General features: G+C 44.8%; 9 protein-coding genes. 4 read left to right on the forward strand and 5 right to left on the reverse strand.

Annotation, left to right across the window (positions count from 1 at the left end; all coding sequences use genetic code 11):
* Positions 1 to 244 precede the first annotated feature (244 nt).
* From dhaM to dhaK, 3 genes are read right to left on the reverse strand one after another with little or no spacing between them, the layout of a single operon-like run.
* Positions 245 to 622: a dihydroxyacetone kinase phosphoryl donor subunit DhaM gene (gene dhaM, locus BU200_RS05345; protein ID WP_075099193.1), complete on the reverse strand. Its 378-nt coding sequence runs from the start codon at positions 620 to 622 to the stop codon at positions 245 to 247.
* Complete coding sequence (gene dhaL / locus BU200_RS05350; RefSeq protein ID WP_075099194.1) at positions 619 to 1,197, reverse strand: dihydroxyacetone kinase subunit DhaL; 579 nt, start codon at positions 1,195 to 1,197, stop codon at positions 619 to 621. The genes dhaM and dhaL overlap by 4 nt, the downstream gene beginning before the upstream one ends.
* Positions 1,198 to 1,207: 10 nt before the next feature.
* Positions 1,208 to 2,197, reverse strand: coding sequence for a dihydroxyacetone kinase subunit DhaK (gene dhaK / locus BU200_RS05355; RefSeq protein WP_075099195.1), 990 nt, complete (start codon positions 2,195 to 2,197; stop codon positions 1,208 to 1,210).
* 256 nt (positions 2,198 to 2,453) lie between these two features.
* Between dhaK and dhaS the strand changes: the two genes are divergently transcribed.
* From dhaS to BU200_RS05380, 4 genes are all read left to right on the forward strand, one after another.
* On the forward strand, positions 2,454 to 3,008 hold the full coding sequence (gene dhaS, locus BU200_RS05360; protein ID WP_075099196.1) for a dihydroxyacetone kinase transcriptional activator DhaS: 555 nt from the start codon (positions 2,454 to 2,456) through the stop codon (positions 3,006 to 3,008).
* Entirely contained in the window at positions 3,009 to 3,998 is a 990-nt protein-coding gene (gene dhaQ, locus BU200_RS05365; protein WP_075099197.1) for a DhaKLM operon coactivator DhaQ, read from the forward strand. It begins immediately after the preceding gene.
* Positions 3,999 to 5,160: 1,162 nt separating this feature from the next.
* Positions 5,161 to 5,511 carry a hypothetical protein gene (locus BU200_RS05370; RefSeq protein ID WP_075099198.1) on the forward strand — a complete coding sequence of 117 codons (351 nt, stop codon included), beginning with the start codon at positions 5,161 to 5,163 and terminating at the stop codon, positions 5,509 to 5,511.
* An 846-nt stretch (positions 5,512 to 6,357) separates the two neighbouring features.
* On the forward strand, positions 6,358 to 10,752 hold the full coding sequence (locus tag BU200_RS05380; RefSeq protein ID WP_075099200.1) for a PolC-type DNA polymerase III: 4,395 nt from the start codon (positions 6,358 to 6,360) through the stop codon (positions 10,750 to 10,752).
* A gap of 263 nt (positions 10,753 to 11,015) precedes the next feature.
* Here BU200_RS05380 and BU200_RS05385 read toward each other — a convergent pair whose 3' ends face one another.
* The gene (locus BU200_RS05385; protein ID WP_075099201.1) at positions 11,016 to 12,530 is read right to left on the reverse strand and encodes an ABC transporter permease/substrate-binding protein; all 1,515 of its coding nucleotides are present in this window, start codon (positions 12,528 to 12,530) and stop codon (positions 11,016 to 11,018) included.
* Between the two features lie 14 nt (positions 12,531 to 12,544).
* Positions 12,545 to 13,261 (reverse strand): ABC transporter ATP-binding protein, encoded by a 717-nt coding sequence (locus tag BU200_RS05390; protein WP_075099202.1) that lies wholly within the window; start codon positions 13,259 to 13,261, stop codon positions 12,545 to 12,547.
* Positions 13,262 to 13,443 lie beyond the last annotated feature (182 nt).

Genomic DNA, 13,443 nt, shown 5'->3' on the forward strand with positions numbered 1-13,443 from the left:
TTTCCATTCCTTAAGGGAGGTCATGGATAGACTTCAGGACACGATTCACTCATTGACGAAAGAAAAGGTCAAATCGATTTGTCATAGAGAGTGGATTTCAAGTGCTTTTAATTTTTAAACAGTATTAATTTGAAGAAAATAGCATTCTACCTCTGCCTTCGAGGAGCTTTGTTCGCTAACTTTATTTCCCAGCTTTCACAACTCACAAGTATGATCGCTCATCTTTTTTGATTTTCATTGGGTTTTATTTATTGATTGCTAATGCTGCCAGTTGTTCCAAGATAGCTGTAAGGGGGGCGCCAGCTTGGAGAAGTGCCGCCGCAGTGTAGCTACCTTCGACAACAGAGACGGATTGGATATGGATATCCTTGTCTGTGAAATCTGCCACCATTTCCATATTCATGCGGGCGCTACCGAGGTCGAAAAAGGCGAGAATAGTATCGGCAGGGTTGCTGTTTACCGCTTCTTCTACTCGGGAAAATTCTGTGCCGATACTACCATCTTTCAGTCCGCCACAATAGGTGATAGGAACATCTTTTGCGACCTCTGAAATAAGATCAATGATCCCTTGGGCTAGGTGATGGGAGTGGGAGACGATTACGATACCGATTGTTTGTGTCATACCAGTCCTGCCTCCATCAATGCTTCAAAGAGTAGACCAGAGGAATAAGAACCTGGGTCAATGTGACCGACAGAGCGCTCCCCGAGGTAGGAAGCCCGACCTTTGGTCGCTTGTAGATCCTTGGTCTGGTCAACAGCTTGGCGAATTGCTTCAAGGGTGAGTTGTCCTGCTCTTAAAGCTGCGATGACAGGTGTCCAGACATCGACCATGGTCTTTTCACCGACTGCTGCCTTGCCTCGCTTTTGAATCATATCAAGCCCTGCCTGAAGACTATCGACTAAGGAAGCTCCAGTCTGGGCACTCTTGGTTAGTCCCATAAATGCTGATCCGTACAGGGGACCAGAAGCCCCGCCGACCTTGCTGAGCAGCTGCATGGAAACGATTTTGAAAATTTCGTCAGGGCTATTCCATTCCTTGCCCTCTAATTGCTCCATAACTGCGGTCATACCGCGTGCCATATTGCCTCCGTGATCGCCATCTCCAATCGGCGTATCCAGCTCACTTAGCAAGTCTTTGTTATCTTGAATTTTTTGTGCAAATAACTGCATCCATTTGAGTACTGCTTGTGTCTCCATGTATTCTCCTTTACCAAGCTGGGGTTTCGACAGGGGCTACTAAGGCTTCCAGCCAGCTCGAGTCTGCTAGTTTGATGAAGGTAAGAGAAAGTCCTGCCATATCAATAGAGGTCATATAGTTGCCAATTTTATGGTAGGCAACCTTGATTTGCTTGTCAGCAAGGAGTTGGGCTACGTCATTTGCAAAGACATACTGTTCCATGAGCGGGGTAGCGCCAAGCCCGTTGATGAGTACGCCGTAACTCTCATTTGCTTGAGGCTCGAAGTCTTGGAGTAATTTGGAAACCAGTTCTTGGGCTAAGATTTTAGAAGGCTGAAGTGTTTCTTTTTTGTATCCCGGCTCCCCATGGATTCCAACCCCGTATTCAAATTCATCTTCTTCAAGGACAAAGCCGGGTTTTCCAACTTCAGGGACGGTAGCGCCTGAAAGGGCAAGTCCGATCGTCTTGATTTGGGGCACGATTTTGTCGGCTAAAGCCTTGATTTCAGCAAGAGATTTGCCGGTTTCAGCAGCATGACCGAGAATTTTGTGGACGAGAATGGTTCCTGCTACACCACGACGCCCTTGGGTGTAGAGGCTGTTTTCCACGGCAATGTCATCATCAACGACCACACTTGCGACTTCAATTCCCTCCATTTCCGCCAATTCTTGCGCCATTTCGAAATTCATGATGTCACCAGAGTAGTTTTTGATGACCATAAATACGCCAGCTCCTTCATCAGCAGCCTTAATGGCTTCTAAAATTTGGTCTGGGGTTGGGGAAGTAAAGACAGCTCCGCAAACAGCAGCAGACAGCATTCCCTTACCAACAAATCCAGCGTGAGATGGCTCGTGACCAGAACCACCTCCTGAGATGAGTCCGACCTTGCCGCGCTTTTCAGCTTTTCTGACAATCACATCATAGCCGTCCAGTCGGTCAACTAGGTTCCCATGCATAAAGACAAGACCTTGGAGCATTTCATTGACAACATGCTCGGGCTGGTTGATAATTTTTTTCATGTGTATTCCTCCTAGGAAGTAGTGGGCATGTGCTAGAGCTTGGTATTGAAAGTGTTGTATACAGCTCCCTATCCCATGCCAGCTTAAATGATTACGCTTTCAGTATACTGGAATTTGGGGCAAAAAGAAAGGGACAGATGAAGAGGTCTGTCCCTTTGGATTTCAGGCAAAGTGTGGTAAGGTAGAAGGAGTAGAGCCCCTTTATACATTTTGACAATCATCATCATTAGGAAAACAAGGGAGAAGTGACGACTGAATGGGAACATCTCTGATAACAAAAAAGCGGATCGCAAAGTCCTTCAAGCGGCAATTAGCCAGCAAAAGTTTTGATAAGGTATCGGTTGTAGATATTATGCAGGAAGCTAATATGCGCCGCCAGACCTTCTACAATTATTTTGTAGATAAGTATGAATTGCTGGACTGGATTTTTGAGACGGAACTGCAGGAGCAGGTCACGGATAATCTAAATTATATTAGTGGGCTATCCTTGCTAGATGAGCTCCTATACTATATTGAAAGCAATCAGCATTTTTATGTTCAACTGTTTGAAATTAAGGGACAAAATGATTTTGTATCCTACCTAGCGGGCTACTGTCAGGTTTTAATGGATAAAATGCTGCACGAGTTGCAAGGGCAGGAGGGGGTAGAGTTAGACGGAGACTACCTGTCATTTCTAATTGCCTATCATGCAAGAGCACTGCTTGCCCTGATTGAGAAAGAAATTAGGCAAAGTCCTTGCCAGCTGTGCGTCCACTATCCATGGTTAGTAAGGGTATTGACAGGATCAGTGAGAGAAAGAAGAGGAGAATAAATGGTCGCCATTATCAATCAAGCTCATCAAGTGGTTTCCCAATATATGGACGGTTTTTTATTGACACATCCCGAACTCAAGCGCCTAGAACAGGCACCGATTATCACAGTAAAAGAACAAAGTGCTAACTGTGTCCCCTTGATTTCGGGAGGCGGGTCTGGTCATGAACCAATGCACGTTGGCTTTGTCGGCAAGGGTATGCTGACAGCGGCGGTCTATGGTGAGGTCTTTCTACCCCCTACTGCTGAGGAGGTCTTATGCGCTATTCGGTATGTGGATAAAGGCGAGGGTGTCTTTGTCATTGTGAAAAATTTTGAGGCAGACTTACTCTCCTTTCAAAGGGCAATCCACCAAGCAAGGGCTGAAGGTATCCGGGTCAAATACATTGTTTCTCATGATGATATTTCGGTAGATACGAAAAAGAATTTTCAAAAGCGCCACCGAGGTCTTGCAGGCACGATCCTACTCCATAAGATTTTGGGAGCAGCCGCCCAGTCGGGTCTCTCCTTGGACGACTTAGAGCAACTGGCGCTAAGCCTGTCAACCGAAATGGCAACCATTGGCTTTGCGACGAGTTCGGCGCACTTTCCCCAGCTAGCATCGCCCTTCTTTGAGTTAAACGAAGACCAAATTTCCTACGGCATAGGGATTCATGGGGAAGAAGGGTACAGAACGGTGTCCTTTGAATCGTCGGAGCAACTAGCCAATGAGATTGTCAACAAATTAAAACTACGTTTTCGCTGGCAGGAGGGCGAAGAATTTATTCTTTTAGTCAACAATCTAGGAACAATGTCAGAATTGGAACAAGGCGTCTTTCTCAATGATATTTGCCAACTATTGGATGTAGAAGGGCTACGACTTCCTTTTATCAAGACAGGACGTTTTGCGACCAGTTTAGACATGGCAGGACTATCTGTGACCCTCTGTCGCATCAAAGACCGCACCTGGCTAAACTATCTCCAAGCAAACACAACAGCGCCAGCGTGGTAATAGAAGATACGAGAGCGTCAAGCAACTCCTAGACAAAATAGGAAATCGAAGCAGGTTGTCTTGCAACCAATGAGATTTATCTTTTTGTCAGAGAGTTGTAGCTCGAGTTCAATTACATTAAGATGTGAAGCCGTTAAAAAACCGACTGAAAATTAGGAAACATGACGCAGAAGCTAGAGAGAGTTTGCTTTGCAAACTTCTATTACCAGCTCTAAAGGTATACTATATCTTTAGAGCTAGGAATGTTTATCCCTAAAGGGCGCCACACTTGACACGAGCTTCACTCGTTCTATCTCCCACCTTCCCCAGTCTATTCCCAGACTGTGGAAGCAACTCCTAGACAAAATAGGCGGCCGAACAGAAGCGGTTCGCTTCGTCGTGAGACCCCCACAAAGGCAACTAGATTGTAGTGATAGCTACAATCAGATGCCTACTGTGTCTTATCTAGGGTTACTCAATCTTTTGATTAGGCTTTGTCAGAGAGTTGTAGCTCGAATTCAATTATAAGATACAAAGGGCGTAAAAAGCGAATGAAAAATAGGAAATACGACGAAGAAGTCTCTGCTTCTAGGAGTATTTATCTTTTTTCCGAGCTTTTAGCCCGAGTTCAATTCTAAGATACAAAGCCCGTTAAAAACTCAAAGCGAAAATAGGAAATCTGACGCAGAGTCATTAGACTCTAGGAAGATTTATACCTAAAGGTAGCCATACCTGTAATCAGCTAAAGCTGAAACAGTTATGTCTCTTTTTCGCACAGAGTTTAGGGCATGTTCAGTTAAACAAGATACGAGAGCGTTCGACACGAGCTTCACTCGTTCTATCTCCAACCTTCCACAGTCTATCTCTAGACTGTGGAAGCAATTAAAGTTGAACAGTTGCGTCTCTTTTTTTCCGAGCTTTTAGCCCGTGTTCAATTATAAAAGACAAATGAAATGACTATATGATTCAGAAATAGCTGTTTCATGCCTATGGCGAGGGAAACTCTACTATATCTTTTGACAGCGTTTTCAAACTGTGTTATAATATTCTCATAGATAATCTTCCAAGTAATTAAAAAGTAATAATATAGTCTATTTTTCGATTAATTTGTTAGAAAGGAGTTCAAATTATAAATCAAATTACCATTTTTAGAAATATACTAAAGAAGTCAGAGGTGAAGGTTATGAAATTTAAAAATATTGTTGTTTTATTATCATCAATTGTCTCTCTGATAGGATTTATTTCTCCACTTACTGAAGTGAAAGCAAATAGTGTTGATGTTAGTATGCAAGAAACGAATAGCAACCAATTTGAAGTTATTGAAGTATCTAAGGAAGAAGTTATTACCAACTATGCTGATTTAAACAATATCAGTTTTGAAGAAGCCTCCAATATCTTATTTCCAGCTGAATCAATGATGAGAAGTAGCAAGTTCAGAAGCGCTGCTAATAGCGATGATACTTCGTATGTCATGTTCCGAGCTGCTGCCCAATACACTACACGTACACAAAATTTACCTAATGGTGCAGGTTAAGTTTATTTCTACTGTCAAGTAAGTACCGGTGGTAGTTTCAGAGGGATACACAGGATTATTTATGCAGGATATAACTCAGGGAATCTAGTATTCAATGGTCAATTTCAGTATCATTTGTCAGATCCCAATAGAATACATTATACTTTAAGTGGAGGTCTGTATTCGAATGTTGCCTATACTGTTACGGGGGGTGGTAGCATCGGAATTGGCGAATATGGAAGTGCAAATATTTCAATTTCAGGAACATCTAATTTTGTGAGAGGTCTGTATCACCACGGTGATGTAGGGTATTAAAATGATGGGTAAAAACAGTATCACCATAGTACAAATAATTCTATATTTACTATCACCATTTATATCTTATTCTTTAGCTCTAAAGACAAATGCTATTGACCTCATGTTTCTCGCTATGTTTATTATTATCAGCATCTCCCAATGGTTAGCAATAAAACAGTTGGATCAATTAAGTAAGAAATAGATAAGCATTAGCTTACCATAACTGACGGGTATGATCATTTTGTTGGAGTTTTTGCTGCAAGTTAATATGCGAAGAAACTAGGCAAGCTATTCTATATTTATAATTTCAAAGGGCTATTCCGTGGTTGAATAGCCCTTTTTTATCGGTATTGAGCATTATAAAAATTACAGACGATCAGCTAGTGCGTCCTTGTCTGAAATATTATTTTTTAACAAAGTAGAAAGTTTTTAAAATAGTTGAGAATGCATGTGTTACAAGGTGTTGCATGCATTTTCTTTATGATTTCAATCTACCCACCCCAAGGCAGGATCGAAAAATAGGGAGATTTGTGGTAAAATAAAGAGAATAGAAAGACAAGGGATACGAGAATGACAGATACCTTTCAATTACTATTGAATCAAATTGGTCTGCCGCTTGAATTGAAAGAATCAAGCGCATTTTCAGGTGTCAAGATTGAGCAGGTCTTGGTGCATAAAAAGAGTAGGGTATGGGACTTTACCTTTCGGTTTGAACGACCCTTGCCCTTGCCCTATTATCAATTATTTAAGGCCAAGCTCCTCAATGAATTTCAAAAGACGGGGAATCAGGCTCGTTTCCGCTTGGTAACGAGCCCAGAGACGATCGATCCAGCCTTGGTACAGGCCTACTATCCAGAAGCCTTTACAGAAGAATTGTGCCAGAGTGCAGGTTTTCGGTCAGTCTTTCAGTTCTTGCCAGTTGAGTTTCGTGACGGTGTTCTGTGGATAAAAGGCCCAGCTTCTGTCGATACACCGCATTTCAGAAAGAATCATTTGCCCAATCTGATCGAGCAGTTTGCCCGTTTTGGCTTTGCCAATCTAGCAGTCGACATTGAGGTTTGCGAGGCAATGACCAAGGCTCAAGTCGAGGAATTTCATGCTCAAAATGAAGAACTCCTCCAAAAAGCCAATCAGGAAACCTTAGAGGCAATGGAGCAATTAGCCCAGATGGCACCGCCACCAGAAACTAGTCCACAGCCAAGTTTTCAAGAATTTAAAAAGCAGGCACCACGCAAGGTCAGTCTTGAAAAGGCAGAGATCACACAGATGATTGAGATCGAGACGGAAGAAAACCGGATCGTCTTTGAGGGCTTGGTTTTTGATGTCGAACAGCGGACAACACGGACAGGGCGGGTCATTATCAATTTCAAAATGACCGACTATACCTCTTCTTTTTCGATGCAAAAATGGGCTAAAAATGAAGAAGAAGCGCAGAAATTCGACATGGTGAAAAAGGGCAATTGGCTTCGCGTTCGAGGCAATATCGAGACCAATAATTTCACACGCGACTTGACCATGAATGTTCAGGAAATCCAAGAAGTCAAGCGCGATATCCGCAAGGATTTGATGCCGGATGACCAGAAGCGGGTTGAATTTCATGCCCACACCAACATGTCGACCATGGATGCCCTATCACCGGTCGAGGACTTGGTTGCCCGAGCTGCGAAGTGGGGGCACAAGGCGATTGCCATTACCGATCATGGTAATGTGCAGTCCTTCCCGCATGGTTACCATGCTGCCCGCAAGGCAGGTATTAAAGCGCTCTTTGGTATGGAGGCAAATATCGTAGAAGACAGCGTGCCGATTGTTTACAACGAAGTCGACCTTTCCTTATCTGATGCGACCTATGTGGTCTTTGACGTGGAGACGACGGGACTGTCTGCCGTTTACAACAACCTAATCCAGATTGCGGCATCTAAGATGCACAAGGGAAATGTTATCGCTGAATTTGATGAATTTATCAATCCAGGTCATCCCTTGAGCCAGTTTACGACCGATTTGACAGGGATTACAGATGAGCATGTCAGAAATGCCAAGCCGCTCGAGCAGGTCTTACAGGAATTTCAAGCTTTCTGTGAGGGTACTGTCCTCGTTGCCCATAATGCGACCTTTGACGTCGGCTTTATGGATGTCAATTATGAGCGAGCAGGTATGCCGACGATTACCCAGCCTGTTATCGACACCTTGGAGTTTGCCCGCAATCTTTATCCAGAATACAAGCGGCATGGTTTGGGTCCCTTGACCAAGCGCTTCGGTGTAGCCCTTGAACATCACCACATGGCCAATTATGATGCGGAAGCAACAGGGCGCCTCCTCTTTATCTTCTTAAAAGATGCCCTTGAAAAGCATGGAATCAGTCAACTAAGCCAACTAAATACAGAGTTGATTGCGGAAGATTCTTATAAGAAAGCCCGTGTCAAACATGCCACCCTGTACGTCACTAATCAAGTGGGCTTGAAAAATATCTTCAGGTTGGTTTCCCTATCCAATACCAAGTATTTTGAAGGAGTGCCGCGGATTCCACGGACGGTCTTAAATGAGCACCGTGAGGGCTTGTTGCTGGGGACAGCATGTCAAGAGGGTGAGGTCTTTGATGAATTGCTCTCAAAAGGAATTGATGAAGCCGTCAAGGTAGCCAGCTACTACGATTTTATCGAAGTTATGCCCCCAGCTCTTTATGCTCCTATGATTGCCAAGGAGCAGTTCAAGAATATGGCAGAAATCGAAGCCATGATTCAGAACTTGATCGAGGTTGGGCGCAGGGCGAATTTACCGGTCCTTGCGACAGGAAATGTCCACTATATGGATCCAGAAGAAGAGATTTATCGCGAGATTATCGTGCGTTCCTTGGGACAAGGGGCTATGATTAACCGAACCATTGGACATGGGGAGAATGCCCAGCCAGCTCCTCTGCCAAAAGCCCATTTTCGCACGACCAATGAGATGCTGGATGAATTTGCTTTCCTAGGAGACCAGCTAGCGCGGGAAATTGTGATTACAAACCCGAATGCCCTGCTGGAGCGGTTTGAGGATGTCGAGGTAGTCAAAAAAGACCTCTATACTCCTTATCTGGAAAAAGCCGAAGAGCGAGTGGCAGAATTGACCTACAAAAAAGCCTTTGAAGTCTACGGGAATCCGCTGCCAGATATTATCGACCTGCGGATTGAAAAAGAATTGACCTCGATTTTGGGGAATGGCTTTGCCGTGATCTACCTAGCCTCGCAGATGCTGGTAACACGCTCGAACGAGCGGGGGTATCTGGTAGGGTCTCGGGGTTCTGTCGGCTCTAGCTTTGTTGCGACCATGATTGGGATTACCGAGGTCAATCCCATGCCACCCCACTATGTCTGTCCCAAGTGCCAGCATAGCGAGTTTATAACAGATGGTTCTTACGGGTCTGGCTTTGATATGCCAGACAAGGACTGTCCAGAATGTGGTCACAAATATGCCAAGGATGGGCAGGATATTCCCTTTGAGACCTTCTTGGGATTTGATGGGGACAAGGTACCCGATATCGATTTGAACTTCTCAGGAGATGACCAGCCAGATGCCCACCTAGACGTTCGGAAAATCTTTGGAGACCAATATGCTTTCCGGGCTGGAACAGTAGGTACGGTGGCTGCGAAAACAGCCTATGGCTATGTGCGTGGCTATGAGCGGGACTACGGCAAATTTTATCGGGATGTAGAAGTAGAACGCTTGGCAGCAGGTGCTGCTGGGGTTAAACGGACAACCGGTCAGCACCCGGGTGGGATCGTTGTTATTCCAAACTATATGGATGTCTATGATTTTACCCCCGTTCAATACCCGGCAGATGATTTGACAGCTAGTTGGCAGACGACCCACTTCAACTTCCACGATATTGACGAGAACGTCTTGAAGCTCGATGTACTGGGACACGATGATCCGACCATGATTCGCAAACTCCAAGATTTATCAGGGATTGATCCGCAAACTATTCCCGCAGATGACAAGGGAGTTATGGCTCTCTTTTCAGGAACAGAGGTGCTGGGAGTAACACCAGAGCAGATCGGGACACCGACTGGTATGCTGGGGATCCCCGAGTTTGGAACCAATTTTGTCCGTGGAATGGTGGAAGAAACGCATCCAACGACATTCTCTGAACTCCTCCAATTATCAGGACTATCGCATGGAACCGACGTGTGGTTGGGCAATGCCCAAGATTTGATTAAGGCAGGAATTGCAGACCTGTCTACAGTTATCGGCTGTCGGGACGACATCATGGTCTATCTCATGCACGCGGGGCTTCCGCCTAAGATGGCATTTAACATCATGGAGCGGGTGCGTAAGGGAGCTTGGCTCAAGATTTCTGAAGAAGAACGTAAAGGTTATATTCAGGCTATGAAAGACAATAATGTACCTGATTGGTATATTGAATCCTGTGGAAAAATTAAGTACATGTTCCCCAAAGCCCATGCGGCAGCCTATGTTATGATGGCATTGCGTGTTGCCTACTTTAAGGTGCACCACCCCATCTATTATTACTGCGCCTACTTCTCGATTCGTGCCAAGGCCTTTGATTTGGCGACGATGTCTGGTGGTTTAGACCGAGTGAAAGCTAAAATGGAAGAAATCACGATCAAAAAGAAGAATAATGAGGCCAGCAATGTAGAGCAGGACCTCTTTACCACGCTTGAAATCGTCAATGAAATGCTGGAACGTGGCTTTAAATTTGGTAAATTAGACTTGTATCGTTCTGATGCGACCGAATTCCAAATCGAAGGCGATACCTTAATTCCACCATTTGTGGTGATGGATGGTCTGGGCGAGAATGTCGCCCGGCAAGTGGTCAAGGCGCGTGAAGAGGGAGAATTTCTTTCTAAGACTGAATTGCGCAAACGCGGAGGACTTTCTGCAACCCTTGTAGACAAGCTCGATGAAATGGGCATCTTAGGCAATATGCCAGAGGATAATCAGTTGAGCCTGTTTGATGAGTTGTTTTAAACAGGACTAAATCATACAATCAAAAACAAGCAAAGAGTGATGACTGAAAACAGAACATCACTCTTTGCTTGTTTTGTATAGGTTTTGTGAGAAAGTTGTAGCGCGAATGAAAATATAAATCTCATAAAAACTCACAGCGCAAATTTGTCCTAAAGCAACCTAAAGCTAGACCAGCTGCGTCTTTTTTTACGTTCATGGTGTATCGCTGTTCAACTCTTATTTATAAGTATGTAGTGCAGCTTTCTAAGGATAGCCTTGTTTGCTTAGTCTGCAATCAGTCGGTGCTCTTTGAGGTAGGCTTTGGCGACCTTGCTCGGAGACTTGCCCTCAACATTCACCTGATAATTCATGTCCTGCATCTCTTTTTCCGTAATCTTCCCAGCCAACTGATTGAGGACGTTCTCGAGTTGCGGGTATTTTTTGAGCGTTTCTTCTCGTAGGAGGGGCGCTCCTTGATAGGGCGGGAAGAGTTGTAGGTCATCTTTGAGCGTTTTGAGCTGGTATTGTCGTAGTTCACTATCGGTTGAGTAGGCATCAATGATTTGGACATTCCCCTGTTCAATCGCCTTGTAACGCAGGGCTGGCTCTAGCGTCTTGACTTGGAGCTTGAGCTGATAGCGGTCTTTCAAGCCTTTCCCGCCGTCGTCCCGATCATTAAATTCCAAGCTGAATCCAGCGGTTGCGCTGGTCTGAATCTTAGCCAGATCGGAAATTGTTTCTAGACCCTGTTCTTTGGCGTAGTCTTCTTTGACAGCAAGAGCATACGTATTTTGATAGAGCATGGGCTTGAGGTAGATGAGCTTGTCCTGCTCGAAAATCCCCTTGCGGGCTACCTGATAGACTTGATCTGGATCAGTTGAGCTGCTGGGTGGCTGCTTCAAGAGGGTTGAGGTCACCGTTCCTGTAAATTCGGGGTAAAGGTCAATTTGCCCTGCTTTTAAGGCTTCATAGACAAAGGTCGTTTTGCCAAAGTTTGGCTTTAATTCCACCCGAATATCCGTCTGTTCTTCAATCAATTCCTTGTATAGATGGAGCAAAATTTCAGGTTCAGATCCTATTTTTCCAGCGATCACAATCTTATCCTGCATCATCATGGATATGGGAAAGAGGGAAAATCCGCTGATACAAAAGAGAGCAATAAAGGAGACGAACATCGTTTTGAGGCTGCGTTTATCAATTAGACCGATTAAATAGTGAAAGAGGAGGGCTAAAATAGCAGAACTCATTGCTCCGATCAGAATGAGAGAGCTGTTGTTGCGGTCGATTCCTAGGAGAATGAAAGAGCCAAGGCCTCCTGCTCCGATAAGGGCAGCCAGGGTTGCTGTTCCGATCACGAGGACAGTTGCTGTCCGAACGCCAGAGAGGATGACGGGTGCTGCAAGGGCAATCTCGAATTTTTTTAATTTTTCCCAGCGGTTCATTCCAAAGGCGGTCGCAGCTTCTTGGAGGGAGGGATCGATTTCCTGTAAGCCTGTCACTGTATTTTGCAGAATCGGGAAAAGGGCATAAACAACTAAGGTTAAAATAGCAGGGACTTTCCCGATACCAAAAATCGGAATGAGCAGTCCTAGAATAGCAAGTGAGGGAATGGTCTGGAGTATGCCTGTTAATTGCAGCAGGAGGTTTGCCAAGCGCTCGCGTTTAGAGACTAAGACAGCTAGGGGGATGGCAAGTAAAGTGGCACAAGCCAGCGCGACAAAGGAGATTTGCAGGTGTTCTCCAAGTGCTAAGAGCCAGTCCTCTTTTCTGTCTAAAAAGGTTTGAATCAAGTCGTTCATAATGGTAGTGTCTCCTATACGTGAAAGAAATCAGCGACAAACTGGGTTGCAGGGGCTTCTTGGATGCGTTCGGGGGTATCCAGTTGTAGGATTTTCCCTTGATCCATAATGGCAATGCGGTCTCCTAGTTTTACGGCTTCTGCCATGTCATGGGTGACAAAAATCATAGTCATCTGAAATTCCTTTTGGATCTCCTTGACCAAGTCCTGTAATTGCTCACGAGAAATCGGGTCAAGGGCGCTAAAGGGCTCATCTAGCAGTAGGACCTTGGGACGGGCAATAATGGCGCGTAAAATTCCAATCCGCTGTTGCTCCCCACCCGAGAGTTCACTCGGCATGCGGTGGAGATAGCGACTGGCAGGAAGTCCGACCAATTCTAGTAATTCCTTGGTACAGGTCTCGATTTCCTTTTTCTGCCATTTTTTCATCTCGGGAATGAGGGCAATATTTTCTGCTACGCTGAGATTAGGGAAAAGGGCGATTTGTTGCAGGACATAGCCCGTTGCGAGACGCAATTCCCGCAGTTGGTAGTCTTGGAGGCACTTACTGTCCAGATAAATCCCTCCCTCATCTGGCTCAATCAAGCGGTTGAGCATTTTGAGCGTGCTTGTTTTTCCGCTACCGCTCGTTCCGACTAGGACAAAAAATTCACCGTCTCGAATGGTAAAGGTCTGGTCTTTTAGCACGTATTTGCCGTTGAAGTGCTTGCTCACGTGTTTAAATTCAATCATGGAAAGTTTCCTCTTTCTAACTAAGGGATCAGAAGCATGCTGCCATGTGAGAACAAAGTGATCGTACAGTCATTTGCTCCCTTGTCATTTTAAATCTGCTCTATGAAAGTGCTGTCTGGGTCACAGTTCCTTGTCTTAAAGCAGATTCATTCAATCTAGCCATAGGAGGCTTAGACGAAGCT

Origin of the sequence: Streptococcus acidominimus (assembly GCF_001921825.1) — a bacterium.
Classification (GTDB): domain Bacteria; phylum Bacillota; class Bacilli; order Lactobacillales; family Streptococcaceae; genus Streptococcus; species Streptococcus acidominimus.

Excerpts from the sequence above, each read along its gene's own strand:
- BU200_RS05380 (WP_075099200.1), top strand. The coding sequence starts at position 6,358 with ATGACAGATACCTTTCAATTACTATTGAATCAAATTGGTCTGCCGCTT.
- dhaQ (WP_075099197.1), top strand. The coding sequence starts at position 3,009 with ATGGTCGCCATTATCAATCAAGCTCATCAAGTGGTTTCCCAATATATG.
- dhaS (WP_075099196.1), top strand. The coding sequence starts at position 2,454 with ATGGGAACATCTCTGATAACAAAAAAGCGGATCGCAAAGTCCTTCAAG.
- dhaK (WP_075099195.1), bottom strand. The coding sequence starts at position 2,197 with ATGAAAAAAATTATCAACCAGCCCGAGCATGTTGTCAATGAAATGCTC.
- BU200_RS05390 (WP_075099202.1), bottom strand. The coding sequence starts at position 13,261 with ATGATTGAATTTAAACACGTGAGCAAGCACTTCAACGGCAAATACGTG.
- BU200_RS05385 (WP_075099201.1), bottom strand. The coding sequence starts at position 12,530 with ATGAACGACTTGATTCAAACCTTTTTAGACAGAAAAGAGGACTGGCTC.
- dhaM (WP_075099193.1), bottom strand. The coding sequence starts at position 622 with ATGACACAAACAATCGGTATCGTAATCGTCTCCCACTCCCATCACCTA.
- dhaL (WP_075099194.1), bottom strand. The coding sequence starts at position 1,197 with ATGGAGACACAAGCAGTACTCAAATGGATGCAGTTATTTGCACAAAAA.
- BU200_RS05370 (WP_075099198.1), top strand. The coding sequence starts at position 5,161 with ATGAAATTTAAAAATATTGTTGTTTTATTATCATCAATTGTCTCTCTG.